Below are 25,626 nucleotides of genomic sequence, written 5' to 3'. Positions count from 1 at the left end.
GTGGTGCACCGTATTGTAGACGGGCAGCTTCCAGACGATCGCCCTGTCCGCCGCGCGCGTGTAATTTACGGCAGGGAGCATAATGCCCTCGCGGCGCAACCACAGATGCACCTGCCGGATGCTCTGCAGTTCGTCGAAACGCCGGAATACAAGATCGATCGCCTCGCGGATCCGCAGGTCCGGGTCTTTCTCGACCCGGTTCCGGCCCGACTTGACGTAACCGATCGCCACCGTCAGGAAAAGTTCGCCCCGTCGTGCCTTCTGCTTCAGGGCTTCGATCGAGCGGGCCCGCAGGATCGAAAGCTCCAGTTCGCTCATCGTGCCCTTCATGCCGAGCAGCAGCCTGTCGTTGGGATGACGCGGTTCGTAGATGCCGTCCTCATCGATGATGAGCGTTCCGACAAGGCCGCAAAACTCGATGAGCGTATGCCAGTCCCGGCCATTGCGGGCCAGCCGGGAGGCTTCAATGGCGAGGACCGCACCAACCCGACCTTCGCAGATCGCCGCCAGAAGCTTCTCAAGGCCCGGACGGCTGATGCCAGACCCTGAACGACCGAGATCTTCATCGATGACGATGGCGTCTTTCCAGCCAAGGGACCGCGCTCGCTCGGCAAGGCCATATTGGCGTCGCCGGCTCTCGGGATTGTTGACGAGTTGATCGGCCGTCGACTGCCGGACATAGACATAGGCACCGCGCGCGAGATGTTCAGCGGTGATCTTCATGATCTGCCTCCCGTCCCGTCTGGCTCACCACCGCTTCCCTCAGCAAGGTCTCGATCAGCGGGAGGGTGCGTTCCCGGACTTCGCCTGGAAGACTCGATGGCGAAGCCTTCTTGGAAAACAGGTCTGGCTGGTCGGTGGTCGGTTCGGCATTGCCTGCGCTGCATGGTCGTCTCCTGGCTGGCGTGAGTCGCTCTGCAGAAAACGTAGACATGCATCGACCTCGCGGCGCAGGTCGCGCAGGCATGAAAGGGGAAAACGGGGCGCCTCGCGAACCGCCATCGTCAGGGCGATCTCTTCCGTCATCCAGATCGGAATCAGCGCCAGGCTGCCATCCGGTTGTCGCCCGACATAGGCCGGCTCACCGCAATAACGCTGACGGCCTGTGACGAAAATCTCCCCGCCCGAACGTGGATGAAAGGCGTAACGGACAATCTTCTTTGCCTCGCCATCCTGACAACGGGCATTATGAGCCCAGTCCGACCGGAACTGGAAAATCATGGTTGGCCTGCGCCTTCGGACGGCAGGCGGCCCGGCTCGACCATTCCGTCCTCTATGTGCGCGTACCGCGCATGTTCGAGGATCTGGCGCTCGCCCGCCTCGACGGGCGCTTCCCCCGGCTCATCGAAAAACTTACCCGAGTGCATTTGCTCATCCTCGACGATTTTGGCTCCCACAGCCTCTCGGACCAGCAGCGCTTCCATCTCTTCGAAATCGTCGAGGAGAGATATCGCCGCCGCTCAACCATCATCGCCGCTCAGACCACCGTGGACAAATGGCATGACCTGATCAATGACCCCACCGTCGCCGATGCCATTCTCGACAGGATCGTTCACGATGCTCACCGCATTGCCCTGCAAGGCGACAGTCTGCGAAAGCAAAAAACGACGCCCCTCTTGACCGGCGCCGAAAACACCGAAATCAATCAACCCTGAACTCAACGAGGCTATCGACAACCAGCGAGCCCAGGCTGTCCCGACATTACCGGAATGCCTGTCCCGTATTTAGCGGATTCGCTGTCCTGAGTTGGCGGAATGCACAGGCTGGTCGACGCTTGCCTGGAGTCAGGCCTGGCCGGTTTGGTCAAGTGGTTTCGTGATTGCCCCGCGCCGCCGCAGGCTTTCACCTGAGAGGGTGAGGCGGTGGGCATTGTGGACGAGCCGATCGAGGATCGGCATCGGCGAGGGTCGGGTCAGCGAAGTTTTCATGATGCCTTGTTCCTTGATCGCCTGGTGCGAGCGGTCGGCGCCCGCAGCGTGTTGATCTGATCGTCTGAGAGTTCGATGTGCCACGGCTGCCCCTTCGTGAGCTGGCGTCCGTCGATCCAGCCGCGGGCGAGGTAGTCGAAGACGGTTTGGGGTGTGACGCCCAGGGCGGCGGCCGCCCCTTGAACAGAGTAGGTTCCATCTGGCCAGCGGTCGGGATTGGCGCTCGTCCCATTGATCTTGACCGTGGGGATGCCCCAACGTGTCCGCAGAAGCCAGACATTCTCACCTTTGAACGTGCGGCCGCGTGCTGCGACAAAGCCTTCCGCGTTCAAGGCCGCCGCGATCTCCTTGGCCATTTTGCCTGCGGCGTTGAGTTCGATCACTCGGCAGCGCAGACGCTCCAGATCGATGTAGTCGCCATAGGTGTGGACCCCCTCTTTGCAGGGAGCGCTCGCTTGTCGCTCCCGTCTGCCACAGGATCTTGAACCAAACCTGGCCCTGGAAGCGCTTTTGGTCGAGGACGACCTCGCAGATGATGAGGCGCAGAATGCCCTTGCACTCGGCCGCCGTTAAGGCGAGTGCCAGAGGCCGGGCAGATCTTCGCCCAGCTTTTGAAGCCCTTGGCGGTGGGACTCGCTCAAGACCAGGGGCTCGGCATGTCGCCAGCGTTCGTAATCCTGTTCGATCGCCTCGGCGGCGCGCAGCTTCTCTTCCCACACGCGCTCCAGCGAACGCGCCACCAGACGGTTCTCAGGCTTCACTGCATCATATTGGCGCCGTGCTCTTTCCGCCTCATAACGTGGCCCGCTCGAGCCGCAGCGCCCACTGCCGCTCAAGCTGACGCGTCTCCTCTTCGATCTGGCCCAGGGCGGCGATGGCGATCGCGATCCTGTCCGGCGTCAAGGCTCGAGCAGAATGCTTTCGACATGCGCATCGACGGGCAATGCCCCCACTTCCTGGTACAACGGCCCGCCCTCCTGGTCGCGGTCGGCGCGACACGTGTAGACGGGATAGTCGCCGGCGGGACCGCTATAGCGCAGGATCATCCGGCGACCGCACCGCCCACAAACGGCGATGCCCTATTCGTGGATTTCACGCCGGCAAGAAGGTCAAGGGCCGCAAGCGCCACATCGTCGTCGACACGATCGCCCTGATCGTCGGTCTGGTCGTTCATGCCGACATCCAGGATCGCGATGGCGCGCCGGCCGTCCTGAAATCCATCCTCAAACGCTGGCCCTGGCTGCGCCATGTCTTCGCCGATGGCGGCTGTGCCGGACCGAAGCTGGGGGCGCGCTGCAAAAGATCGGCAAGTTGGCCCTGGAGATCATGAAGCGAACGGACGACGCCAAGGCTTCGAGGTCCTGCCGCGCTCAAGCGCACCTTCGCATGGCTGGGGCGATGCCGAAGGTTGGCCAAGGACTGGGACAAATCCATCGCTTCCGCGGAAGCATGGATCTTCATTGCCCACATCCGACTCCTCACCCGAAAACTCGCAAGAGCTTAATATCGAGCATTCCTTTCGATTAAGAACGCTTAGTCATCGGCTAAGATGCCAGTGATGGAACCGGAGAAGAAGGACGAGCCATAAGAATAGCAATCCTGGGAGGCGACTATCGACATTCGACGTCCGCGTGGTCGTGTTCAGCCATCTATCTATGTCCGAAATCCGCCACATTGAGGCGCAAGTGCCGAAATCGCGGCGCGAAACATCTAGTTTTGACCCTCTTGTTCGCACATCTCTTCGTTGGCACATCGATTGCATGGGACACGGTGGAGAATCCGTTACGACCATCGCGGCCTCGAAGTCTCCGGCCCGAAGGGATTCACATGAAAAACTTGCTGGAACGAAAAGCTTCCGTCGCGAGAGCCCTACCCTTCGCCCAGCAGCGGCTTGGTTCCTTTCGGATCTGACGGGCGGCAGCGGGGTCAGCCAACTAAGTCCGAGCCAATGAACGTGAACAGCAGCCAACATTCAAGGAGTACCTCAATGCGGGTAGCCATCGTGTCGAACAGTGATTTTACAGGCGTGATCAACCGGTTCGGTCATTCTCCGCAGCCGCCGCAGCCTTGGCCGGAGTCATCCTACGAGACAGCCGAAAGAGTAATGGCGGCACTGCAAGAGAGCGGTCACGAGACGCTGCTGTGTGAAGGCGACAAAGGACTGCTCGCTACGCTCGAGCGGTTCATGCCACCCGATTCGCAAGCCCGCCCTTCCGGAATCGTCTTCAATTATGCCGAGGGAATTCAGGGCGAGTACCGTCTCAGCCACGTTCCGGCCATGCTTGAGATGGCCGGTGTTCCATACACTGGATGTGGCCCGCATGGGATTGGGCTGACGAACGATAAGGTCATCACCAAGAGGCTCATCCGGGATTGCGGTGTGCCGACGCCCAACTTTCGCGTGATGCGTCGCGGCGCCGAGAATACCGGCGACCTGCGATTCCCCGTGGTAGTGAAGCCGCGTCTCGAAGCCGCCAGCCTCGGATTGCAGCTCATACATGAACCTGCTCAGTTAAGCCATGCCGTGGAAGTGATCGTCACGCGGTATGCACAGGATGCGCTCGTGGAAGAATACATCGACGGGCGGGAAATCTCCGTCTCGTTGCTGGGCAACGGAGAGCCGGAGGTGTTTCCCCCGGTGGAGCACGACTTCGGCGAGCGCGAAACGCGCCTTATGACTTGGGAGGCGAAGTTCGTGGCGGCCGCGAGGCCGCGGAAGATTTGCCCGGCGCAAATCGGGAGCAGCCTTGCGACCGTGCTGCGGGACATTTCGGTTGCGACCTTCCGTGCCTGCCAGTGCCGGGACTTTGCCCGCGTCGACCTCAGGATCGACAGCTCCGGCCAGCCCTTTGTCCTGGAGATCAACTCCATCCCGGGGCTCGGAACGTCCTCCTCTTATCCCATGGCCGCGAGGACCGCTGGATATAGCTTCTCGAGCTTGGTCAATCGCATCCTCAATGTCGCCCACACGCGGTATTTCGGAATCGACATTCCACAGAGCGCGTAGAAAGTTCGAAAAAAGTCGCAAAGGCGTCGGCAAGGGCAGTCAGAAAGAGCCGCCGAAACAGGCGCGACAGCACGCGCACGGGCAGAAAGAAGCCCGGACGGCAAGCGACCCACTTGGACTGTCGGGCGAGAGACCGCCGCCGGGCACGACGCAATGGAAATGGGGATGGTGATGGCCTGGCCTCAGGTGTGAAGCACGGCGACGATGCCGATCTCAGCTCCCAGCCGCTTGGGATCGGCGGCAACGGTCTGCAGCGTCTGGGCTGCGATCTGCATCAGCAATGCACAGCCGACCGCCTTGTTGTGAAAGGCGATCTCGGCGATGCGGGGTGGTAGCGTGGAGACCACATGAGGTACGGGACCGGTAACAGATCGGGACGCGTGCAAAAGGAGTTCCATATGTCCGGAAATACGATCTGCCGCGTCCGCGCCAAGGGTGAAGCCTTCTCCATAGGCTACGCTATCGGGCGGGCCAGCGCCGCCTTTTTAGAGCGCGCTCTACGCGCGGAGCAATATTTGGCGCTGCGGGCACGGTGGTGCGGCTCAGATTATCTAAAGAATCTTGAATCAGCGGCTCGTTTCGCATATCCTCGCTATGTGCGCGAGATCGAGGGGATCGCCGCGGGCGCGGAGCAAGGTTTTGAACAAATCTTCCTTTGGAATTGCGGGGCCGACACGCGGTTTCCTCAGGATGTCCCTGCCGCCGGGACGGGCTGTACCTCGCTATTAGTTCCGGCACAAGGCGACGGCCCCGCGATCATTGCTCACAATGAGGATTGCCCGACGCACTACCGCGGCGCCTGCCTTTGGGTCGAATGCGAGCCAGACGAGGGCCTCGCCTGGAGCAGTTTCATACAACCCGGCGGGCTCCCGGGGGATTTCTTCCTGAACCAAGCCGGCCTCGTCCAGACTGCGGAAGCCATCACGCCCAACGATATTCGGCTTGGCGTGCCGCGGTCCATCATCGCGCGCGCGCTGATGGACGCAAAGGAGTTGGACGAAGCGATCGGAATCCTGAAACGCAAGGACCGTGCCAGCGGCTGCCATTACAATCTCGGTGAGGCGAAGACGCGTCGGCTCGTCTCTGTCGAGGCGCCGGCGTCAGGCTGCGTCGTTCAGGAGGCCGACTCGCCCCGAGCCCACACAAACCATCTGCTTTGCGCGGAATTCGATGGCCTAAAGCAGACGATCAAGCCCAATTCGCGCGACCGGCTGGCAGCGGCGGAACGAATGATTGGGGAAGGCGCACTCGCGCGCAGCCCGGAGGCGGTGCTGTTCGATGAGACGACTCCGATCTATAAGAACGGAGAAGACGATAGTGCCCAAACCCTCGCAACGGTCGTCTTCGAGCTTTTTCCTGACCGCGTCGGATGGCGCATACACACCGCGCCCGACAAGCGCGACGCGCTAAGCGGAACGATGCGCGTCATCTAGTGTTCCAATCGATAGATTCGGCTCATTCTGGTATCCTCTCCATAAGGGTGCTCCTTTCCTTAAGGTCGGTCGCCGAGCCGGACCTCATTGATTCGCCTAATTAGTTTAGGCGAGGGGTGCACCCCAACCCCCTTTTCCAGCCACTTCACTGACGGGGATGTTGCCCGCGTCTTTCTCATCTCGAAGCACTGCTCAGTCGGCCCCACGATTGCCCGCTAATACTACTGTGTCATAAACATATTGTGGCAGCATGGACATCGTGGCAGCCGGCGCGCCACGGCGCGAGCGAGTCTAATCCTGATGGTGGCGATTGAATTGCTGACGTGGCGTTCGGGACGAAGCGGCGACGCCGCGGGGGCGATAATCTTCGGGTAGCGCAGGTATCTTGAGGAGCGGCGCTGAGCGTGGGGCTGAGATGCTATGGGGCGAGCGGCGAGGGTGTGGCATTCTTCGGCGCTGTAAAAACCATCATCAGAAGGAGGCGTCCCATGTCGCATTTGTTTGACACGAGCCGGTGCCTTACCGCTCTCGAACAAGTTAACACGATTGTCGCCGTCATCGAGATGAGCCAGGCGAAATGGCTGATTGCAGCGCTTGTTCCGGGTCTCAAGCGTCAGCCCCTCAAGAAGCTCGATGCCGACGCGCCAGCACTCTTGAAGCTTTTGCAGCGCTGGCGCGACGAAGCCGGCCGGGCCGGCCACACGATCAAGCGGATCGTCGTCGCCTATGAGGCGGGCCGCGACGGCTTCTGGCTGGCGCGCTGGCTGCGGGCGCACGACACCGAGGTCTACGTCATCCATCCCTCGAGCGTTGCGGTGTCGCGCGAGCACCGCCGCGCCAAGACCGAAAGTCTCGACACGGAGTCGCTGATGCGTGCTTTTCTCGGCTGGCTGCGTGGCGAGAAGCGCCATTGCACCATGGCGCCGATCCCGACGCTCGAGGAGGAGGACGCGTGAGGCCGAACCGCGAGCGCGAGACCCTGATTGGCGAGCAGACGCGGCTCGTCAACCGCATCAAGGCGATCCTCACCCGCTTCAGCTTCACGCTTTCAAGCCGACCCTGCGCAAGGCCGCGGACAAGCTCGACAGTATCCGACGGCGGAGGGAACGCCGTTGCCGGACAACACCCGCGCCGAGCTCTACCGCTTCCTTGAGCGGCTCCGCCTCGTGCGCGAGCAGATCCGTGCGATCGAGCACGAACGCCTGCGCCGGCTCGCCGCGGCTCCGGCTGCGACGAGCGGCCCGCACGCGATGGTTCGCCTCATCGCACGGATCATCGGCATCGGCGTTGAGACCGCGGACATGCTGGTCAACGAGATCCTGTCACGCGGCTTGCGCGATCGCCGCGCCGTGGCGCGCTATGCCGGTCTCACGGGGTCGCCGGACGAGAGCGGATCGCGACGACGGGAGAAGGGGCTTGCCAAAAGCGGGCAATGCGCGGGTGCGCCGAGGCATGATCCAGCTTGCCTGGCGCTTTCTCCTCTTCCAAAAGGACAGTGCGCTGGCTCGATGGTTCCGGGCGCGCACGAGCGACGGCCGCAAGACCACGCGCAAGACGATGGTGGTGGCGCTCGCTCGCAAGCTGTTGATCGCCCTGTGGCGGCTTGTCACCGCGGGCGAGGTGCCGCAGGGCGTCGTCCTGCGTCCGGCATGATGCGCCTGTGGGTAAAACAGGAGAACAACGCATAACCAATTGGCGGGGCCCCGACGGGGCTCTGCCGATGATGATCCGAGGTGGCGGTAACCCGAAATCTCCCCTGGCTCCCCCAGCCGTTGCTGAGAATGGGCCCGCCGCCCGGAGCTTCGCCGCCGATGCGTATGACTGCATCATGGTTCCGATCATCACAGATCGGCCGAATATAAGGTTGTGACGCGATTTGCGTCCCTGATGGTGAGCTCGCCTCGGAATTGTCGTCGGCTTTTGGCCCTGCAGGAAAGTTCACCCCCGACCAGTCAGTCGGCCGCCGTGCTCGTGACCGTCAAGGACAAGTTGCTGCGCGATGGGGGGCCCCTGCGGCCCCCACCCTTGACCGTCACTGCGCGCGGCGCCGCCATCGCGAAGGAAGGTCGGGACGTGGAGATGGTCGCCAATCGGCCGAACAAGGAGATTGGAAATGAACTAAGATCAGGCTTGACAATCATCGCCCCATACAAGGGGGAATCAGACTCTGTTCGGAGATCAGGAATCCGTAAGCGGCGATCGCGAGCGTGGCGTGGTGATGGAGCCGCGCCAATCCGTTTCGCCCCCCCAGCCAACCGCATGCAGCCGAACCATCGCTGAAACCTCTTCCCCCGACCGCATCTCCTCAATTCGCACTGTTTTCGACAAAGCGAGCTTCGATGGAAATTCATCGTTCATCTACTGATCCTCTCAAAACCGAGGGGGGGTCAATTTCTCAGTTCGCCCGGCGCCTTCTCTTGGCTAACCCAAAAGGAGGAACATTTCACCAGCAGAGCACCCCGCCCATACACCTCTCCAAGCGGGAGGCATCATTTCGGAATCAGGGGGCGGTTAATTCTCGGAACGAGGGGGCGACATTCCTCGGAATTGCAGGCGGGCAGAATTGAAAGAAACTGCTTGCGTCCGAATGCGGCCACGTTCCTTCTGACCAGTGTTTTGCGGCTGAGCCGCTGTAACCAGACCCGAGTGTGGCGCGACAATTCTGATGAGACGGCTTCTGTCGCGCCGCAGGCATCCGTTGCCGCACTAACGACAGTCGGATGTTCGCCGTTCCTCGCCAGGGGTATGGCCGAAGGCCTTACCGTACGCGCTGCCAAGATGCGAGGCGGAGACGAAGCCGCAGTGTAGCGCGATCGAGGCAATGGACTCGGTGCTCTCCTTGAGCAGCCGTTGGGCCTCGTGCAGGCGCACGGCGAGGTAAAAGTGCTGCGGGGTCATGCTGAAGTGCTGGTGCCACAAACGCTCGAGCTGTCGCTGCGATAGGTTGCAACGCTGGGCGATATATTCAATGGGGACGAGATCTTCGAGGTTCTGCTCCATGCAAGCGATCGCCGCCGTGAGAAGACGAGCGTCGTTCACACCGTAGCGCCATTGGATGGCAATACGCTGATGCTCCTGCGGTCGACGGATGCGGGTGTGCAGGAACTGCTCAGCAATATCCGCAGCAAGCTGCCCAGTGTAATCACTGGATATCTGGTCAAGCATCAGGTCGATCGCGGCAGTGCCGCCAGCGCATGTCAACGGTTGCGATCACGCACGTAAAGCTCTCGGCAGACCTCAATTGACGGGAACTCCTCCGCGAACTGGCGCGACAACTCCCCAATGCAATGTGCACCGATAGCCAGATCCGCCGGAGTCGAAGGTTCCTTGCCATATGTCGGTAATCAAAAACTTGCAACACATCCCTCTTGTTCCGACCCCGGAATGCACCAGAGCCACTATCGATAGATGCGCCATTTGCCCTTTTTCTCGGAAACAAGCCGAAAAATTGAGTTTCCATCCAGTACCTTATTCCCCCATAAGCCGTCTCTCTTGGTAACAACGAGGGTCTTACAAAGGTATTCCTCCTTCATAATTTTGAGTCTTTCCTCAGTGAGGTTTCCTTCAAAGACGTCCTTGAAGAAGTTGAAAACATCTGACGCTCGCTCCGGCGTGAGTTGCGCTGCATAGGCACGCAACAGTTCTAGCTCGGTTGCGCAATTTCGTCGCCTGGACAGTACTGCCCACGAAATATTTCCCGGTATAAACGTCACACTTGCAAGATCAAGCGGATTATTGGCGACTGCCTCATTCGATGGTGTGACCCGACGAACAGCCTCCCACATTTCAGGGGATGCTCTGAACGCTTTGCCCTCCTCGGTTTCAGACGCTTGAGCGCGAAATTGGAGCGTATACGCGTATACAAGTTGAGCGCCAGCCAAAATCGAGGGAGCCACCAGTATGATCGCTGTTATTTTTGTCAGGCGGCCTATTAGCGCGGTTTTCCCAGCGTTTAAGGAGAGCAACGAAGCTGACGTGGCGGTCATGAGCATAACTGACGGAATAACCGCATGGTGCCCTAAATCATTATATACAAGCACGCTGTGAAGACTTTGAGCACATACCAAAGGAGGCAGAACTATTGCTACTGTCATTCCGTCAAGATAACCGGAGCTATCGGACTCTAAGTTAAATGTTTTGAAACACCAAATAAGAAATGATGCATACAAGACACTGAAGTCGAGAGATATTAGGAATACCCAGAAGCTGGGAATGTTAATAAACCAATCCATCCCGACAAATACCGGAAACACCCAAAAATCAACGGCATTTCTGGTTTGCAACAGAGAAGACTGTTCATAAACCATTACACCTGCGCAGAGAAAAGTCACTGCAACTGTGGCCGCCATCGCAATGGTAATTTCCAGGAGACGTTTCTTTCGTAGAACGCGCAAAATCGACAGCGCCCCCAAAACAGGTAGTATAAAAAGGAGCGAAAACCCACCCGCCCACACGGAGCTGCCGTAAGCAGAGGCCAACATAAAGCCCGTTAACATAGGAAAGGCAATAGTGGTCGCCGTATCACAATATATAGTTCGCACGAAAGCCAAGATGACAAGCAGGGTAACGGTTCCGGAAAATAAGTGCTGGGGCGCCCATGCGGCCTCAACAAACCACGTTCTCAGATGTTCCTGTGTCACCCAGTCATCGAGCCACTTTCCAGAGGCAAATTTCACGATCGGCCTAAGAGAACTAGCAAGCAAAAGCGGCAGTACCCACCAAGCGGCATGTGCATTTCTGCTTCGTGCCAGAGTTAGCCATGCTACAACGAACGTCGAGCACAAAGCCGTGACCCCGGTAAGAGCAATGTCGGCCTCCCAGCCGCTTGCGCCGGTAATTACTGATGTACTAGCGGCGATGAAGTGCCAGACGTAGTAGTAAATTAGTTTATTTTCACTTCCGGCTTCGGAATAGAATGGATTGTTGGGAGGCAAGCCGTTTTGAGCAATTTCATTTACAATAGCTATTTTGGCATGGTCCCAGATCGGGCTGCCGACACCAGCGCTTTCGCCATAATGCTGCGGAATGATCGCAAAAGCAGGCAAGAGGCAGACGAGAAATGCGACGGCTAGCCAGGAAAAGCCGGGACTGACCGATGAGCGGAACAGGGGGTCGACCGCGCCTCTGGATAGCCAGAGTGAGGCAGCGGAAAACGCAAAGAGGAGCAGAAGCAAATTGATGGTGGTCAAAGGCAATAGATGAAAAATGGAAGCGCCCGCGGCGCCGAATATACCGAGCCCGATGGTCGGTGCGACAAGCAAGCGCATCTGGATCTTGCTGTCAAAGTACTTCGAAACAGGGAAGCCTATAGCATATCCTATGCCGCTCGATATGATAGCGCTGGAGATGACGGACGACGTATTTACTAACAAGGTGATCTCCGAATTCTTGCGTGAATTGAATTAAATCTCCTGACCGTTCTTCAGCCACCAGTCGGCAGAGAGGCGCATGCCCTCGTGCAAGGCAATTGTAGGCGCGTAGCCGAGCAATTTTCTGGCCTTGGTGATGTCGCAGGAAATTGTCGTGTTCATTCCGGAGTGAATATGGATCTTCTGCTGGTAGATGCCGGCATACTCAAGAGTCGCATCAACCTTCGTGGCGATTTCGGCCACAATGCTCGGCAGACGGACCTTGTTGGGTTTGATCGCCATACCGAAATCTTCATGCAAGACCTTGCCGACGGTTTCAATGTTTCGTTCACGGTGTAAGATGTTTCGTCCGCAAGCCAGAAGATCTCACCGGCGGCATGTTTGTGGGTTGTGGCGAGAAAGATGCCTTGCGCGAGATTGACAGTATAGCCATCGAGCCGCGGTTCCGCCCAAGTCCAACGATGGAGAACTTGCCGTTCTTTACCATTTTGAAAAAGAACGTTTGCCTCGACGGTTGGTTGGGTCCGTAAAACCAGGGCGCGCGAACGAGAACAACTTCCATCGGGTTGCCAGCGGCAATTTCCGCTCGAACCGCCTTTTGCATCAGCATCTTTGAGCGACTATAGCCCATGTATCGGTTATAGGGGCTTTCCTCCGTGAATCGGTGATCCAGATGTGGGCTGCAGCCGATCGGCGAATTCGACGACATGACAATCGCGCGCCGCGCTGCGGTAAGCAGATTGATTGTGCCTTGCGTGTTGATCGCTTCAAACTGGGCAACCGTTTTGGGATGAACGACCCCCGCCATGTGGATTAATACGGCACCTTCAGCGCCGGCCACGAATGCGCGGACAGTTTCCATATCTCGAATATCACCGGTCACGATTTCCACGCCCTGCTGACGCAACTGGGAGACGTCGTCTCCCGCAAGAACGAGCGCCCTAACCCGGTAGCCTCCGATTGCCGAGCGCCGATACGCCCAACGGATGCCCAGTGGAGTGAATTGCAGTCGGAGAGCGCCCGAAGGCTTATCCGTACCGGCCTGAATCTCGGCCAGCAATGCGCAAGAGAGAAGCCCTCGACGTTCTTTGAGCACCTTGAGCCGGCTTTGGGCGATTTGCTGCGGGACGCTCGGCTTGAGCCTCGAGGACAACTGTCGATTACGCTTACACTGGCAACATGGGCAATTATAGTCCCGCCTTCACTCGATGCACGCCAACCGGCCGCGTCACGCCCGCGGCTAGAAGACGGCGTACGGCATCCTGTGTTTTTCGGGCTCAAGCGGGCAGATCCCGCCTTGGGGCGCTGCCGCACCAATCTCTTACGTCCTAGGTCGACACGGCGGGGGAACACATATACGCGACTGGTGAATCTCCTGGTCCGTCTCAACTCGGGCGATGTGAACTCACGCCGACCTGACATGTCGCGTTTTCCTTCATTTCATCGATCGCGAGATTGGCTCCCAACCTAGTCTAGTCTAGACATTGGTCAGACTCTCGCGGCGCATTGCAACAAGGAAGCATCAAAAGTCGTGCCAACTGTGCAGACGCAGGCCAGGCAGAGGTTTCTTGCAGATTGTTCAATGGGATGCATGAAATTAGGACAGAACTACTGCCCTGTGTCGCGCACTCGACGAAATCGACAGCAGGTCGGTCGGCGTTGTCACGTTGTTTGAAATGTGGCCGCGTGAGGCCGACACCGCGCTTTTCAGGCAGGTCGTGCTGGCTTCAACAAACCAGTTGACAATTAACGACAATATGTCGACAGTGGTTAGCGCCATCGAAGTGGTGCAGGTAATTAACTAGCGCATGGGAGGAAACTATGAAAAATAACATCCACCGCCGCGCCTTGCTAAAAGGCGGAGTCGCAATCGGAGGCGGCGTGATCGCCGGCATGCCGCTCTCGCAAGCAATTTGGGCCGCGGAAGGCAAAGTGCTGAAGGTCGCCCTTGAGTTTGATCTTGTCAGTTTGGATCCGGGCTTTACCACCTCAAGTTATGAAACCAATGTGACAAACTGCCTTTACTCGCCGCTCTCGCGATACAAGCCAGGCTCCGAATGGGGCTGGGACTTGGAGGCAGCCGAAAAACTTGAGCAGGTCGACCCTACCCATATCCGTTTCCGTTTGAAAAAAGGTATCAGTTTCACTGGTGGCTATGGCGAACTGACCGCCAAGGATGTCAAGTTTACATTTGAACGCATCATAAAGCACAAGTCAGGGTCTATGGACAATCTCGGTCCATTCGAACGCGTCGAGCTCGAAGACGACTATACAGGCGTCGTTGTGTTCAAGCAGCCGTATGTGCCGATCTGGAATATCGCCTTCCCTTATTCCTCTGGTTTAATTGTTTCAGAGGAGGCGGTGATGAAGGCGACCAAGGACGGCGGCAGTTTCGGCATGAACCCGCCGGCGTTCTCCGGGCCCTATGTGCTCGCGGACTGGAAGCAAAATCAACACACGCTATTGACCCGTAATCCCGAGTGGTCCGGACCAAAGCCCGGATTTGACGAAATCCGCATCGTACCGATCACTGATATTAAGGCGGCAGAACGCGCCTATCTGGCCGGCGATGTCGATTTCGCGACGATCAGTGCCGATTCAGTGCAGACGTTCAAAAGCAATCCGTCGCCCGATACAAAGATTGAGGAATATCCCTCGCTCGGTTACGTCTGGCTTGGCATGAATATGGACAACCCGAAGCTGAAGGACATCAGTGTCCGCAAAGCAATTCAGTGGGCGATCAATGTGCCGCAGATTCTGGACGCCGCCTATGCGGGGCAGGCCAACGTGGCAACCGGGATAATTCCGCCAGGTATGATCGGACATCGCGAAAAGGCGCTCATTCCACCGGAAGGCGACCTCGCCAAGGCCAAGGAGTTCCTGGAAAAAGCTGGTGTCAGCGACCTGCAGTTAACCATCGATTGCTACAACAGTGGCATTTCTTCGGTAATTGCCCAGACGATTCAGGCGCAGTTGGTGCAGATCGGGATTGCTGTCCAAGTCAATGCCCAAGACCCCGTTTCCTTCGGGACGATCGGTCAGGAATCAGAAGGCGATCGCTGGAAGGAAACGCAGCTCTTTATCAGAGACGACGCCGGTCTGCCTGATCCTTATTACTACACGGCCTGGTTCACGACAGCCCAAGTGGGCATTTGGAATTGGGGACGCTTCCGCAGTGACCGCTTTGACGAGCTCAACGCCAAGGCAAGAACGATTGAGGATCCAAACGAGCGCGCAAAGCTATATTACGAGATGCAGGATCTATTGGAGGAGTCGGGTGCCCACCGGTTCCTGACAAATGGTAATACTGCTGTCGTGCACCGCGCAACTAAGATACAAGCTGCGACTCGTCCGGACGGCGTCCCCCTATATCTCGACTTCAAGCCGGCTTAAGCGGCGACGGCGGGCTGAGGGGATGTTATTTTATCTCTGTCGACGGCTGGTCCTCGCGGTCACGATCATCGTGATCGCGGTGATACTTCTGTTCCTGATGATCCATGCCGTGCCGGGGGACCCCGCCGCAACTCTGCTTGGCCCCCGGGCGACGCCTGAGGCAAAGGCGCTGCTGCATCAGCAGATGGGGCTCGACAAGCCGTTTCTTGTGCAGATCGCCACCTTCGTCGGCGGACTGCTCCGCGGCGATCTCGGGTATGACGTGTTCAGCCAGAGACCTGTCGCCGACATCGTGTTTGCGCAATTGCCCTACACGATTGAACTGATCCTCGTCTCGATCTTTTGGGCCGTCGCTATCGCCGTGCCGCTAGGGTGCTACTCTGCCATGCGGCGCAATTCGTTGCTCGATCAAGCGGTTGGGGTAATCGCGGTGGCTACCATCGCCATTCCTTCCTTTGTCATGGCAGTCTACGCACTGCTGATCTTCGCCGTCGCCCTCCGCTGGCTGCCGGCGATCGGGCCCGGCGAGGGCTTAGTGGATGGGCTCGTCCACCTGGTCCTGCCTAGCTTTGCAATGGGAATCGGTTGGGTGGGCTACATCTCTCGACTGGTGCGCGCGTCCATGCTCGAAACCTTGGGGGAGAACCACATCCGTATGGCCCGCTCCTTCGGGATTTCGGAATGGCGCATTGTTTACCGCTACGCCCTACCGCTCGCGATCTTGCCAACGGTAACCATCTTGGGCGTAGGAATTGCATGGTTGCTCTCTGCGTCGGTGTTTGTCGAAGTCGTTTTCGCAAGGCCGGGGATCGGCGCGCTGATCGTGCAGGCGGTTAATACGCGCAATTATCCCATTGTTATGGGCGTTGTCGTGGTCACCACTTTCCTTATCGTCATCTCAACAACGGCCTCTGATCTGATCAATGCAAGCCTTGACCCGCGGGCCCGAGAGAAGCTCTGATCATGACGAGCATTGACATGATTGCTACAGCTACCGCGACGCACAATCCAGGTGCCCTCGAAGCTTTCATGCGGCAACTGCTTAAAAACCGTCTGGGCATGCTGGGTGCGGTGCTTGTGGTGCTCGTGGTGGCAAGTGCGATCTTTGGTCCGCTCATCATCACACATGACCCCATCCGCATTATGATCGGGCCTCGTTTGGCTGGACCTACAGCAGATTTTCTTCTTGGCACGGATCAACTCGGCCGCGACACCTTTTCGCGTACCATCATGGGCGGCCGCATCCCGCTTCTCGTTGCCTTTGCATCGCTCGGAAGTTCGCTTGTCGTTGGGCTCGTGCTTGGCCTGATAGCAGGGTTCGGGCCGCGCTGGCTCGACAATCTGCTGCTACTATTCTTCGACACAATCCGCTCCTTTCCCGGGATCATATTTGCGTTGGCCATCATCGCGCTTCTTGGCCCCAGCATGTCCAGCGTGGTCCTGGTCATCGCAATAACATCGATGCCGATCTATGCGCGTGTCGTCCGCACCCAAACGCAAGCCCTGCGCAACTCCGATTACATTGACGCGGAGCGCAGCATGGGCGCCAGCATGACGCGCATCCTCGTCGTTCACATGCTGCCAAACGTGATTGGTCCGCTTGTTATCCTTGTGAGCATGGATGTGCCTGCGGTCATCGCCGTGCAAGCGGGTCTCAGCTTTCTCGGCATGGGTGTGCAGCCACCCACGCCCGACTGGGGAGCTATCCTCAATGATGGCTATAGCTATATCAATCAGACCCCCTGGCTGGTTTTTGCCGGCGGCATTCCAATAGTGGTCGCTACGCTGGGCTTCACATTCCTTGGCGAGGCATTGCGTGACATATTCGATCCCAAGCTGCGGAAAGACCTATGAGACGTGAGGATCCGACACCGCCAATGTCCGCCCACCCGCTTCTCGAGGTTCGGAACCTGAACCTCGACTTCGGCTCGCCACGCGGACGTGTTCACGCACTGCGCAACGTTTCGCTGAACGTGCCGACCGGACAGATAGTCGGCATCGTCGGCGAGAGTGGATCCGGCAAATCCACGCTTGCCTATACTGTTATGGGTCTACTTCCAGAAAACGCTCAGGTTACTGCCGGCAGCATCATATTCGAAAGACGCGACCTGCTTACGCTGACTGCCCAGGCGCAACGCAGTCTGATGGGCGATCGCCTCTCCATGATCTTCCAGGATCCGATGACCGCGCTCAATCCGGTGCGGACGATCGAGAGCCAGATGATCGATATCCAACACCACGAACAACGAGGCCGTAGTGAAAAGCGCGCTCGTGCGATCGACATGCTCAAGCGCGTCGGAATTCCCGATCCGCAAAGCCGTATCGGGAATTATCCGCACCAGTTCTCTGGTGGCATGCGCCAGCGCATCTGCATTGCCATGGCACTTCTGGTGAGACCGGCGCTGCTCATCGCCGACGAGCCGACCACAGCGCTTGATGCAACGTTGGAAGTCCAGATCATCCATTTGCTCAAGGATCTGCAAAGGGAGATCGGTTGCTCCATCCTGTTTGTCTCCCATCATCTCGGAGTCGTCGCTGAATTGTGCGACCGAGTTGCCGTCATGTATGCGGGCGAGGTGGTGGAGCAGGGCGCCGTACGCGACATCTTCCATAATCCCGGCCATCCCTACACTCGGGCGCTGCTTGAGTGCGACCCTGGACGGATCAAACAGCGGACGCGCAATTTGCCGACCATTCCCGGAGACGTCCCCAGCCTGCTCGGAAGCAAAAAGGGATGTATCTTCCACCCCCGGTGTCCTCACGCGTTCGATCGCTGCGTGCATGAGACGCCTGGCGAATACCGTGTCGCTGCTGACCAGATCGCGCGATGCCATCTGCTCGATCGAGCTGGGATGGTTGCGGCATGAGTGCGCTGCTGAGTGTCCAGGACCTGCGCGTGCGCTTCCGAACAATGGGGTCACTGAAGGCGCTCACCACGGGCACGTCAGACCCTTTCATTGACGCTGTGTGCGGCGTCTCCTTTGAAATCCGCAAGGGCGAGACGCTTGCCCTCGTCGGCGAAAGCGGATCTGGCAAATCGACCATCGCGCGCACGATCATCGGCCTTCAGCCGGCTGTTAGCGGCAGCATTCGTTTCGACGGGCAGGAACTTATCGGCCTCAAAGCGGCCGAACGAAAGCCCCACCTGCGCCGCATGACGATGATGTTCCAGGATCCCGTGGGCTCGCTCTCGCCGCGGCTGACCGTGCAGTCGCTCCTCACCGAGCCATTCCGCATACACGGCGTGAGCAATCGCGATCCCGGTGCCGAAGCGGAGCGCCTGTTGCGCACGGTCGGCTTGCCGGCGGACTTTGGGCGCCGCTATCCCCACCAGCTCTCTGGGGGTCAGGCCCGGCGCGTCGGCGTCGCTCGTGCCCTTGCACTCAACCCAGACCTGATCATTGCAGACGAGCCCACAGCTGGGCTCGACGTGTCGGTCCAGGGCGAGGTGCTTAATCTGCTTGCTCGCCTCCAGGATGAACTCGGGATCGCCATCCTGATCATCACCCACAACCTCAACGTCGTCCGCCACATGGCCGACCGCATGGCCATCATGTATCTCGGGCGTGTTGTCGAGATTGGTTCAACCCAAGACATCTTCGATCATCCCCGCCATCCTTATACGCAGGCCTTGCTCTCGGCCAATCCGGTGCCCGATCCCGATGCCGTTCTCAACCGCATCGAAATCAAGGGCGAGGTGCCGAGCATGCTGAGACGGCCATCCGGCTGCGAGTTCCACACGCGGTGCCAGTACGCGCAAGAAATCTGCCGCCGAGTCTTCCCCGAGCCTTCCACAAGCCCCGCCGACGCATGGCACAGCTTCAGATGCCACTTCCCGCTGCAGCAAAAACCGCAGCAGGATTCAGCAACTGCTATCTCGCGTTAGCGTGTGTGGCATCACCAGCGAGGCGGCGGCGACCACGGGGTCGATGGCATGGCTGGGCCTCGCGCCATGGCCGGACCCCTGAGGAAGGCGAACTGGCCAGCCAGCACGCCTGGCCAATTGTGCAGGCCGAAGACCGCGTCGACCGAGAAGCGCTCGAACAGCCGGTCGGCGATCATCGCCTTGGCGCCGGCGCCGCCTTCCTCGGCGGGCTGGAGATCACGCGCAGCGTGCCCGAAAAATCGTAAGCGCCACGCCGCTCCCCTCGTGCGGCGCATGAGGTGAATGTGCGAAGAATCCCCCCGATCGCGAGAGACGGAGGGCCTACGTGGGAGCAGACGGCAAAATGGACGTCCATTTGGACGTCCCAACAGCAATCCGGCTCCAGGTAAATCTTGGCGGACGCTCGCTTATAACCGAGCGTGAAAAAATGCTCCGCGTAGCGATCCATCTCGCCGCCGAGCGCACCGCTACGCTGGCGCTTGAGTACCCCACGATACGAAAAATAGAAGTCGAGCATATTGCCCCTCCAGCATTGCGGCGCAGGGGGATCCCGCGTCCGTCAGAGAGGCATGAAATATTATGTGGCGAAGGATGCCAGATTTGGCAGACCCCGGCTGGCGCCGGGACGGCTCCGCCACAAAATCTCACCCGATGCATAAGAACGGATCGGCGCCCATCGTCTCGCGCACCAGCGCCGCCAATCCCTCCGCGCCCTTGCGGTTATGCGGAGCCCTGCATAACCGCAATTGGACTAACCCACTCCGCGAATGCGGAGCGGCAAGGAGGGTGAGTGCCGACAGCGTGATCTGATCGCGTCGTCTGTCGCGCTGGTCATGTGTCCACAACAAGCTCCGACTGCGTCAGCATGGAGTGGCTGCTTGCAGCCTATTCCATCGGACAAAGGAGCTTGTCATGACCCAACTTCGCCAGCGCATGAGCGAGGACATGGAGGTGCGCAACCTCGCGCTCAACACCCAACTCTCCTATCTTCAGCAGGTGTCGCTGTTTGCGCGTCACTTCGGCAAGTCGCCGGACTTGCTCGGGCGCGAGGATATTCGGACCTATCAGGTCTATCTGACCAACGAGAAGAAGCTGTCGCCCGGCTCAATCCACATCGCCATTGCGGCGCTGCGCTTTCTCTACAATGTGACGCTCGAGAGGGATTGGGCGCCTGAAGAGGTCCTGCCGCTTCCCAAGAAGCCGCAGAAGCTGCCGATCATCCTCAGTGCCGAGGAAGTTCAGCGGTTCCTCGGCTGCGTCCTCGACGTCAAACACCATGCCATCCTGACCACTTGCTATGCCGCCGGCTTGCGCATCTCGGAAGCGGTGCAGCTGAAGCCCACGGGCATCGACAGCCAGAGAATGGTCATCCGCGTGGAGCAGGGCAAAGGCCAGAAGGACCGCTACGTGATGCTGTCGCCCAAGCTCTTGGAGATCCTGCGCAGCTACTGGAAGGTGCGGCGGCCAAAGGAGTGGCTCTTCCCCGGCGATCGTGCCGGCCAGCCGATCACCAGGGATGCGGTGGGACACGCCTGCGCGAAAGCGCACGACCGCTCCGGATTGTCCAAGCCGGTCACGCCCCATTCGCTTCGCCACGCCTTCGCCGTCCATCTGCTGGAGGCCGGCGCCGATGTGCGCACCATTCAACTCTTGCTCGGTCACCGCAGCCTCGCGACCACCGCCCATTACCTGCGGATCGCCACCAACAAGGTCTGCGCCACGTCGAGCCCCTTCGAGCTCTTGCCGAGGCCGGCGCCCACCCCGCCGCCGCCCGCCAAGCCGCAGTACTTCTGAGCTCGCGCCGATGGCCCGCTCGGGGCCGGAAGTGGCGGACATCTTCCGCCGCTACGGAGACACTTATCGTGCACAGCATGATGCGTCGCTGTCGACCGCCCAGCGCCGCGTCATGACGGCGATCGAACTGTGCCGGACCGCCGCGCTCGGCGGGCATGTCGAGCAGTGCGATCAATGCGGCCACCGGCGCATCGCCTTCAACAGCTGCCGCGACAGGCATTGCCCCCGCTGCCAATCGCTGGCTCGCGCGCAATGGCTGGAGGATCGTCGCGCCGAGCTCCTCGACACGCAATACTTTCACGTCGTCTTCACGCTGCCGGAACCCATTGCCGCCATCGCCTATCAGAACAAGGCGCTCGTCTACGGCCTGCTCTTCCGCGCCACCGCCGAGACGTTGCGCACGATCGCCGCCGACCCCCGACATCTCGGCGCCGAGATCGGTTTCTTTGCCGTTCTGCACACCTGGGGCCAGAACCTGCTTCATCATCCGCATCTGCACTGCGTCGTCGCCGGCGGCGGCCTGTCTGCCGACGGTCGTCGGTGGATCGCCTGCAAGCCCGGCTTCTTCTTGCCGGTCCGGGTGCTCTCACGCCTGTTCCGACGATTGTTTCTGGAGCACCTGGAGAAAGCCTTCGACGCCGGCCAGTTGAAGTTCTTCTCTGGCCTGCAGCACCTGAGCGAGCGCGACGCCTTCCGGCGCTATTTGGCGCCGCTACGAAAGGCTGAGTGGGTCGTCTTTGCCAAACCGCCCTTCGCCGGACCTGCCCAGGTGCTCGACTATGTCGGCCGCTATACGCACCGCGTCGCCATCTCCAACAACCGCCTCATCGACATCGAGGACAACGCCGTTCGTTTCCGCTGGAAGGACTACCGGCACGGCAGTCGGCAGAAGGTCATGACCGTCGCGTCCGACGAGTTCATTCGCCGCTTCTTGTTGCACGTCCTGCCCGAGGGCTTCCATCGCATCCGCTACTACGGCTTTCTCGGCAATCGCTACCGCGCGCAAAAGCTCGCCCACTGCCGCGACCTGCTCGGCATGCCGGTTCCAGAGCCGTCGGATGGCTCATCCGAAAGGGATTACCGCGACTGCTATGAGGATCTCACCGGTCATTCCCTCAGGCAATGCCCCGCCTGTCGTCAAGGCCAGATGATCATCGTCGAAATCTTCGACGGCGCCACTGGACCCCCGCCATACTGGGATACGTCATGAAAGAACCGCTCCGCTTTCGCCGTCACCGCATCGCACGAGCCGTTCGGCCGGAAAACCGAGTCGGTCCTGCGAAGCTGCGCGCCGTCACCCCCGGCTGCCTTTGCCGGGCAAGGCGCGACGCCGGTCCTCACTTTGCCGAACCTATATCCGTGCCACTTTCGGCGCACGCGACCCCTGCAATCGCTGCGTCCACGACCGCATCCGCGCCCACGCCATGCCTGTTCATGGCCACGGCTGATTGAACGCCCATAGCGGCCACCCGTGCCGGCGGCTTAGTCCAACACGTTTTTAGCTCACCGTCGCGATCCACCTCAGCGCGCTCTCGCCACCCGCCTTTCTCCGCGACGCCAAGCTAAAAACGCTCTGCATTATGTGGAGCGCCGGATTATGCGGAGTCCGCAGCGGCAATTCCTTGCCGCCTGCGGTATTTGAGCAGCGATCACTCGACATAATCTGCCGATCGGCTGACGGACTTGAGCATGGCCAGCAGCTTATCGGGAGAGCGGAAGCGACCCGACTTGAGCGACGGCGGCGCCATCGCGGCGAGCGCCTCGAGCTTCTCGGTCGGATCGGCCCGCAGGTAGATTTCCGTACTTTGGAGGCTGGCATGACCGAGCCAGAGCGAGACTTTGCGGACATCCAGGGTCGCCTGCAGCGTGTGCATGGCACAGGTGTGGCGCAAGACGTGGGGAGTGACGCGCTTGTCGGCAATGGACGGTTGCTTCCGCGCCGCGGTGGCAACGTGCTTGGCCAGGATATATTCGAATCCGGACCGGGTCATCGCGCGTCCCGTCGCATTGAGAAAGAGCTCGGCGTCGCCACTCGCCGGGCGGACCGCCAGCCAAGCCTTCAATGCCGCTGCGGTCTCCTTCCACAGGGGCAGCACGCGCTCGCGGCGTCCTTTGCCCATGACGTGGATGCTGGCGACCGTCTGGCGGTCGATCTGGTCGATGCGGAGGCTGACGAGTTCGGACACGCGCAGCCCGGCAGCGAAGGCCAGATGCAGCATCGCCCGATCGCGGATGCCGGAGACCTGACGCGGGTCCGGCGCGTCGAGCAGAGCCTGCATCTCGTCGCGGCTGAGATGACTGACGAGGGCCTCGTCGACCTTCTTCATCGGGATCGCCCGGATCCGGCGTGCCTGATCCAGACAGGACGGGAGCCTATACTCGAGGAAGCGGAAGAAGGCTTTGATGGCGGCAAGACGGACGTTGCGGGTGCGCGCCGAGTTGCCGCGTCCTTCCTCCATGTGTTCCAGGAAGGAGAGAATGAGCGACGGATCGAGCTGCTCAATCTCGATGCCGGATGGGGTGGTCCGCAGTCGGGCAGCCGCGAAGCAGAGCAGCAACTGAAAGCTGTAGGCGTAGGCCGCGCAGGTGTGCGGGCTCGCTCGCCTCTCGTGCGGCAGATGCTCGCGCAGGAAGGCGGTGAGATGCGGAGCCAGCGCGGTCATGAGACGGCTCCTTGGTGCAAGGCCTCGCCGGCCGCCGCGATCTGCCTCATCAGGATCGGTGTTGCCTGCAGGTACCAATAGGTGTCGGTGACGTGGGCATGGCCGAGGTAGGTGCTGAGGGCAACGATATGACGGCCGACGGCATCGCGATCGTGCCGGCACTGCTCCAGTGAGCGTACGGCAAAGGTGTGCCGTAGATCATGAATACAGGGGCCCGGTTGGCCGGGGCCTCCTCGCAGGCCGATCGAGCGCGCGAGCTGGAGAAAGTTGGCGATCACGGTACTGTAGGCCGGCGATGCGCCCGCGGCGGAAACGAATAGCGCATTGTTCAAGGTACCGAGCCGGCGGCGTGCAACCAAATACCGGTCCAAAGCGTCGCATGTCGTGCCGTGGAGCGGCAGCAAGCGGCTCTTGTGGAACTTGGTCTGTCGGATGATCAGGCCATCGGCGGTCAGGTCATCGAGCTGAAGCGAGAGGGCTTCGGAAATGCGCATGCCGGTGGCGGCAATCAAGCCGAACAGGGTCTCGTACATTAACGGCCGGATCGAACCTGCCGGCTTCAGGCGGGCAGCCGCCTGCATCAGCGCGGCGATCTCGTCCGCGCTGTAGATATGCGGAATCCGTCGCTCCAACGGGCTGCGGCCCAGAGCGTCAGCGGGCGGGATCTCATGACGCCGATCCTCGGCCGACAGCGCCAGCGCAAAGCGGCGGACCGTCAGGAGTCGGTTGCGGCGCTGCTGTGGCGAAGACGCAAGCCTCGCCCATTCGAGCACGCGGGCAGCTTGGAGATGTCGGTCGTCGTGTCGCTCGGCGAAGGCAACAAAGCTCTTCAACAGCGTGTTCTGGACGCGGAACCTGAAGCCCAGCCTATGCTGCAGTTCCACATAGCGTGCGAGATCCTGGCTCAGCATGACGCACTCCCCGGCCAGGGCTGGGCAACCCGAAGCAACATGTCGACGTCAACCTTTGCGTAGTGGGCGGTGGTGTCGACCGACCGATGGCGCAGCACGGTTCCAATCAGGTCCAGCGTGGCGCCGGCCCGCAGCATGCTGGTTGCTGCCGAATGCCGCAGAAGATGGGCGCCTCGGGACGGAGCGTGGTCGATGCCGGCCCTCGCGAGCGCAAGGCTGACGATGCTCGAGACACTCGCGCTCACCAATGGCCGAAACGGTGCAACGGTCCGCAGGAAAATCTGCTCACAGGCGGCAGGCGGACGGGCGTCTCGCAGATAGTCGATAATCGCGTCGCCAGCGTCCTGGGGCAGCGGAAGCTGGACCTCGCGGCGTCCTTTGCCGCGGACACGCAAGGTTCCCTCGCGCCAGTCAATGTCGTCGAGGCGCATTCCCGAAATGTCGCCGGCGCGCAGGCCGAGACGTGCAAGTGGCAGAAGCACCGCGCGGTCGCGGATGCCCATTGGCGTCGTAACGTCGCACGACGCAATGACCCGCTCAACTTCCGCCGGGGAGATGTAGCGCGGCAAGGCCGACAACCGCCATTGCGGCACCGTCGGGATCGCATGATCAAGCCCCGGCCGGCATAGGCCTTGGGTTGCCAAATATCTGAGGTAGCCCCGCAGCGCCATCGTCATTGTCTTGAGGTAAGCTGGCGAAGTTCGCTTGCCTTCATCCAGGATCGCTTGCCGAATAAGACGGGCATCGTAGTGCCTTGGATCGGGACCCAAAGCCGGAAGCAGCCGCATGACCATTCGGCCATGGCGACCGATTGTGCGCTCAGAAATGCCCCGGTGCCGTCTCAGCCAAATCTGGAATGCAAGGACTTGGTCGTCGTGGGCACGCGGCTCATCCTGCGTCAATGGCGTAACGACCTCGCATTCCGCCAGAAAGCTCACGAACCGCCGCGTCCGGTTCACGTATTTGGCGGACAGGCGATCGGCTCGTCGAACGCCGGGACAGCGGCATCGATGTCGCGCAAAGCGGCGAACCGTATCCTCGTTGATCTCCGCGACAGCGATCTTGGCGCTTTGCAGCCAATGTCCGAAGTGACGAGCCGAGGCTTCGTAGCCTGACACCGTCAGGCGGGTGTGTCCCAGGCTCAACAATCGGCTCGTGAACGCTTCTACGAACGGTCGCAAGGCGCCCGGGTCCATCAATCGCGTGCATTCAAGCAGAACTTCCTTCGACTTTGACAATGTG

Annotated in this window: 23 protein-coding genes and 5 pseudogenes; 12 read left to right on the top strand and 16 right to left on the bottom strand. The window is 60.1% G+C overall.

The annotated features are described in order from the left end of the window. Together NKJ11_RS30100 and NKJ11_RS30095 are read right to left on the bottom strand one after the other, a co-directional pair. A partial coding sequence (locus NKJ11_RS30100; protein WP_352794899.1) for a recombinase family protein occupies window positions 1-723 on the bottom strand: 723 nt, incomplete at its 3' end. Between the two features lie 54 nt (window positions 724-777). Beyond that, window positions 778-1,221 (bottom strand): hypothetical protein, encoded by a 444-nt coding sequence (locus NKJ11_RS30095; RefSeq protein WP_352794898.1) that lies wholly within the window; start codon window positions 1,219-1,221, stop codon window positions 778-780. On the opposite strand from NKJ11_RS30095, the pseudogene NKJ11_RS30090 reads away from it, so the two are divergent. After that, window positions 1,203-1,655, top strand: a pseudogene (locus NKJ11_RS30090) (ATP-binding protein); the annotation flags it as partial. The gene NKJ11_RS30095 and the pseudogene NKJ11_RS30090 overlap by 19 nt on opposite strands. Before the next feature lie 129 nt (window positions 1,656-1,784). On the opposite strand, the pseudogene NKJ11_RS30085 reads toward NKJ11_RS30090, so the two are convergent. From NKJ11_RS30085 to NKJ11_RS30070, 4 genes and pseudogenes are all read right to left on the bottom strand, one after another. Next, window positions 1,785-1,911, bottom strand: a pseudogene (locus NKJ11_RS30085) (ATP-binding protein); the annotation flags it as partial. Between the two features lie 13 nt (window positions 1,912-1,924). Further along, window positions 1,925-2,311 (bottom strand): hypothetical protein, encoded by a 387-nt coding sequence (locus NKJ11_RS30080; RefSeq protein ID WP_352794901.1) that lies wholly within the window; start codon window positions 2,309-2,311, stop codon window positions 1,925-1,927. A 186-nt stretch (window positions 2,312-2,497) separates the two neighbouring features. Beyond that, window positions 2,498-2,764 carry a hypothetical protein gene (locus NKJ11_RS30075; protein WP_352794896.1) on the bottom strand — a complete coding sequence of 89 codons (267 nt, stop codon included), beginning with the start codon at window positions 2,762-2,764 and terminating at the stop codon, window positions 2,498-2,500. 63 nt (window positions 2,765-2,827) lie between these two features. Beyond that, complete coding sequence (locus NKJ11_RS30070) at window positions 2,828-2,974, bottom strand: hypothetical protein (protein WP_352794895.1); 147 nt, start codon at window positions 2,972-2,974, stop codon at window positions 2,828-2,830. Window positions 2,975-3,009: 35 nt separating this feature from the next. Here NKJ11_RS30070 and NKJ11_RS30065 point away from each other — a divergent pair. Both NKJ11_RS30065 and NKJ11_RS30060 read left to right on the top strand, forming a co-directional pair. Further along, window positions 3,010-3,432 (top strand): annotated as a pseudogene (locus tag NKJ11_RS30065) (transposase); the annotation flags it as partial. 483 nt (window positions 3,433-3,915) lie between these two features. Further along, on the top strand, window positions 3,916-4,935 hold the full coding sequence (locus NKJ11_RS30060) for a D-alanine--D-alanine ligase family protein (RefSeq protein WP_352794894.1): 1,020 nt from the start codon (window positions 3,916-3,918) through the stop codon (window positions 4,933-4,935). 39 nt (window positions 4,936-4,974) lie between these two features. Here the strand turns inward: NKJ11_RS30060 and NKJ11_RS33915 are convergent, their stop codons facing one another. Both NKJ11_RS33915 and NKJ11_RS33910 read right to left on the bottom strand, forming a co-directional pair. Then, window positions 4,975-5,082, bottom strand: coding sequence for a hypothetical protein (locus NKJ11_RS33915; protein ID WP_502905824.1), 108 nt, complete (start codon window positions 5,080-5,082; stop codon window positions 4,975-4,977). 35 nt (window positions 5,083-5,117) lie between these two features. Continuing rightward, entirely contained in the window at window positions 5,118-5,282 is a 165-nt protein-coding gene (locus NKJ11_RS33910) for a hypothetical protein (protein ID WP_502905823.1), read from the bottom strand. A gap of 51 nt (window positions 5,283-5,333) precedes the next feature. Here NKJ11_RS33910 and NKJ11_RS30050 point away from each other — a divergent pair, with 51 nt between their 5' ends. Beyond that, the gene (locus NKJ11_RS30050) at window positions 5,334-6,368 is read left to right on the top strand and encodes a C45 family autoproteolytic acyltransferase/hydrolase (protein WP_352794893.1); all 1,035 of its coding nucleotides are present in this window, start codon (window positions 5,334-5,336) and stop codon (window positions 6,366-6,368) included. Window positions 6,369-6,856: 488 nt separating this feature from the next. Next, a pseudogene (locus tag NKJ11_RS33905) lies at window positions 6,857-8,021 on the top strand (IS110 family RNA-guided transposase). A gap of 1,053 nt (window positions 8,022-9,074) precedes the next feature. Here the strand turns inward: NKJ11_RS33905 and NKJ11_RS30030 are convergent. The 4 genes from NKJ11_RS30030 to NKJ11_RS30015 form a co-directional block, all read right to left on the bottom strand. Beyond that, complete coding sequence (locus NKJ11_RS30030) at window positions 9,075-9,533, bottom strand: helix-turn-helix domain-containing protein (protein WP_352794891.1); 459 nt, start codon at window positions 9,531-9,533, stop codon at window positions 9,075-9,077. Between the two features lie 233 nt (window positions 9,534-9,766). Next, a complete protein-coding gene (locus NKJ11_RS30025) occupies window positions 9,767-11,740 on the bottom strand; it encodes a hypothetical protein (RefSeq protein WP_352794890.1) in 1,974 nt (657 codons plus the stop codon). 30 nt (window positions 11,741-11,770) lie between these two features. Beyond that, window positions 11,771-12,019: a hypothetical protein gene (locus NKJ11_RS30020; RefSeq protein ID WP_352794889.1), complete on the bottom strand. Its 249-nt coding sequence runs from the start codon at window positions 12,017-12,019 to the stop codon at window positions 11,771-11,773. 46 nt (window positions 12,020-12,065) lie between these two features. Next, complete coding sequence (locus tag NKJ11_RS30015; RefSeq protein ID WP_352794888.1) at window positions 12,066-12,890, bottom strand: NAD-dependent epimerase/dehydratase family protein; 825 nt, start codon at window positions 12,888-12,890, stop codon at window positions 12,066-12,068. A 668-nt stretch (window positions 12,891-13,558) separates the two neighbouring features. Between NKJ11_RS30015 and NKJ11_RS30010 the strand changes: the two genes are divergently transcribed. From NKJ11_RS30010 to NKJ11_RS29990, 5 genes are read left to right on the top strand one after another with little or no spacing between them, the layout of a single operon-like run. After that, window positions 13,559-15,130, top strand: a complete 1,572-nt coding sequence (locus NKJ11_RS30010; protein ID WP_352794887.1) for an ABC transporter substrate-binding protein — start codon at window positions 13,559-13,561, stop codon at window positions 15,128-15,130. Window positions 15,131-15,152: 22 nt separating this feature from the next. Then, window positions 15,153-16,091, top strand: coding sequence for an ABC transporter permease (locus NKJ11_RS30005; RefSeq protein ID WP_352794886.1), 939 nt, complete (start codon window positions 15,153-15,155; stop codon window positions 16,089-16,091). A gap of 2 nt (window positions 16,092-16,093) precedes the next feature. Next, on the top strand, window positions 16,094-16,984 hold the full coding sequence (locus NKJ11_RS30000) for an ABC transporter permease (protein WP_352794885.1): 891 nt from the start codon (window positions 16,094-16,096) through the stop codon (window positions 16,982-16,984). After that, complete coding sequence (locus NKJ11_RS29995) at window positions 16,981-17,997, top strand: ABC transporter ATP-binding protein (protein WP_352794884.1); 1,017 nt, start codon at window positions 16,981-16,983, stop codon at window positions 17,995-17,997. Before NKJ11_RS30000 ends, NKJ11_RS29995 begins: the two co-directional genes overlap by 4 nt. Further along, entirely contained in the window at window positions 17,994-19,016 is a 1,023-nt protein-coding gene (locus NKJ11_RS29990) for an ABC transporter ATP-binding protein (RefSeq protein ID WP_352794883.1), read from the top strand. Before NKJ11_RS29995 ends, NKJ11_RS29990 begins: the two co-directional genes overlap by 4 nt. A 12-nt stretch (window positions 19,017-19,028) precedes the next feature. On the opposite strand, the pseudogene NKJ11_RS33900 reads toward NKJ11_RS29990, so the two are convergent. Then, window positions 19,029-19,533 (bottom strand): annotated as a pseudogene (locus NKJ11_RS33900) (M20/M25/M40 family metallo-hydrolase); the annotation flags it as partial. Window positions 19,534-19,928: 395 nt separating this feature from the next. Between NKJ11_RS33900 and NKJ11_RS29980 the strand changes: the two are divergent. Together NKJ11_RS29980 and NKJ11_RS29975 are read left to right on the top strand one after the other, a co-directional pair. Further along, the gene (locus NKJ11_RS29980; RefSeq protein WP_352794882.1) at window positions 19,929-20,810 is read left to right on the top strand and encodes a tyrosine-type recombinase/integrase; all 882 of its coding nucleotides are present in this window, start codon (window positions 19,929-19,931) and stop codon (window positions 20,808-20,810) included. A 10-nt stretch (window positions 20,811-20,820) separates the two neighbouring features. Beyond that, window positions 20,821-22,020, top strand: a complete 1,200-nt coding sequence (locus NKJ11_RS29975; RefSeq protein WP_352794881.1) for an IS91 family transposase — start codon at window positions 20,821-20,823, stop codon at window positions 22,018-22,020. A gap of 439 nt (window positions 22,021-22,459) precedes the next feature. Here NKJ11_RS29975 and NKJ11_RS29970 read toward each other — a convergent pair whose 3' ends face one another. The 3 genes from NKJ11_RS29970 to NKJ11_RS29960 are packed head-to-tail and all read right to left on the bottom strand — an operon-like array spanning window position 22,460 to window position 25,622. Continuing rightward, complete coding sequence (locus NKJ11_RS29970) at window positions 22,460-23,473, bottom strand: tyrosine-type recombinase/integrase (protein ID WP_352794880.1); 1,014 nt, start codon at window positions 23,471-23,473, stop codon at window positions 22,460-22,462. Further along, complete coding sequence (locus NKJ11_RS29965) at window positions 23,470-24,384, bottom strand: tyrosine-type recombinase/integrase (RefSeq protein WP_352639863.1); 915 nt, start codon at window positions 24,382-24,384, stop codon at window positions 23,470-23,472. The genes NKJ11_RS29970 and NKJ11_RS29965 overlap by 4 nt, the downstream gene beginning before the upstream one ends. Further along, complete coding sequence (locus NKJ11_RS29960) at window positions 24,378-25,622, bottom strand: site-specific integrase (RefSeq protein ID WP_352794879.1); 1,245 nt, start codon at window positions 25,620-25,622, stop codon at window positions 24,378-24,380. The genes NKJ11_RS29965 and NKJ11_RS29960 overlap by 7 nt, the downstream gene beginning before the upstream one ends. Between the last annotated feature and the right edge of the window lie 4 nt (window positions 25,623-25,626).

It is taken from the genome of Mesorhizobium sp. M0243 (assembly GCF_040321775.1).
GTDB lineage: Bacteria > Pseudomonadota > Alphaproteobacteria > Rhizobiales > Rhizobiaceae > Mesorhizobium.
The sequence above is the reverse complement of the archived record's forward strand: the minus strand, read 5'-3'. Positions and strand labels throughout refer to the sequence as shown.

What these genes read in the sequence shown, in the direction of transcription:
- NKJ11_RS30095 (WP_352794898.1), bottom strand. Translation starts at nt 1,221, where the DNA reads ATGATTTTCCAGTTCCGGTCGGACTGGGCTCATAATGCCCGTTGTCAG.
- NKJ11_RS30070 (WP_352794895.1), bottom strand. Translation starts at nt 2,974, where the DNA reads ATGATCCTGCGCTATAGCGGTCCCGCCGGCGACTATCCCGTCTACACG.
- NKJ11_RS30060 (WP_352794894.1), top strand. Translation starts at nt 3,916, where the DNA reads ATGCGGGTAGCCATCGTGTCGAACAGTGATTTTACAGGCGTGATCAAC.
- NKJ11_RS30050 (WP_352794893.1), top strand. Translation starts at nt 5,334, where the DNA reads ATGTCCGGAAATACGATCTGCCGCGTCCGCGCCAAGGGTGAAGCCTTC.
- NKJ11_RS30030 (WP_352794891.1), bottom strand. Translation starts at nt 9,533, where the DNA reads ATGCTTGACCAGATATCCAGTGATTACACTGGGCAGCTTGCTGCGGAT.
- NKJ11_RS30020 (WP_352794889.1), bottom strand. Translation starts at nt 12,019, where the DNA reads ATGGCGATCAAACCCAACAAGGTCCGTCTGCCGAGCATTGTGGCCGAA.
- NKJ11_RS30010 (WP_352794887.1), top strand. Translation starts at nt 13,559, where the DNA reads ATGAAAAATAACATCCACCGCCGCGCCTTGCTAAAAGGCGGAGTCGCA.
- NKJ11_RS30005 (WP_352794886.1), top strand. Translation starts at nt 15,153, where the DNA reads ATGTTATTTTATCTCTGTCGACGGCTGGTCCTCGCGGTCACGATCATC.
- NKJ11_RS30000 (WP_352794885.1), top strand. Translation starts at nt 16,094, where the DNA reads ATGACGAGCATTGACATGATTGCTACAGCTACCGCGACGCACAATCCA.
- NKJ11_RS29995 (WP_352794884.1), top strand. Translation starts at nt 16,981, where the DNA reads ATGAGACGTGAGGATCCGACACCGCCAATGTCCGCCCACCCGCTTCTC.
- NKJ11_RS29990 (WP_352794883.1), top strand. Translation starts at nt 17,994, where the DNA reads ATGAGTGCGCTGCTGAGTGTCCAGGACCTGCGCGTGCGCTTCCGAACA.
- NKJ11_RS29980 (WP_352794882.1), top strand. Translation starts at nt 19,929, where the DNA reads ATGACCCAACTTCGCCAGCGCATGAGCGAGGACATGGAGGTGCGCAAC.
- NKJ11_RS29975 (WP_352794881.1), top strand. Translation starts at nt 20,821, where the DNA reads ATGGCCCGCTCGGGGCCGGAAGTGGCGGACATCTTCCGCCGCTACGGA.
- NKJ11_RS29970 (WP_352794880.1), bottom strand. Translation starts at nt 23,473, where the DNA reads ATGACCGCGCTGGCTCCGCATCTCACCGCCTTCCTGCGCGAGCATCTG.
- NKJ11_RS29965 (WP_352639863.1), bottom strand. Translation starts at nt 24,384, where the DNA reads ATGCTGAGCCAGGATCTCGCACGCTATGTGGAACTGCAGCATAGGCTG.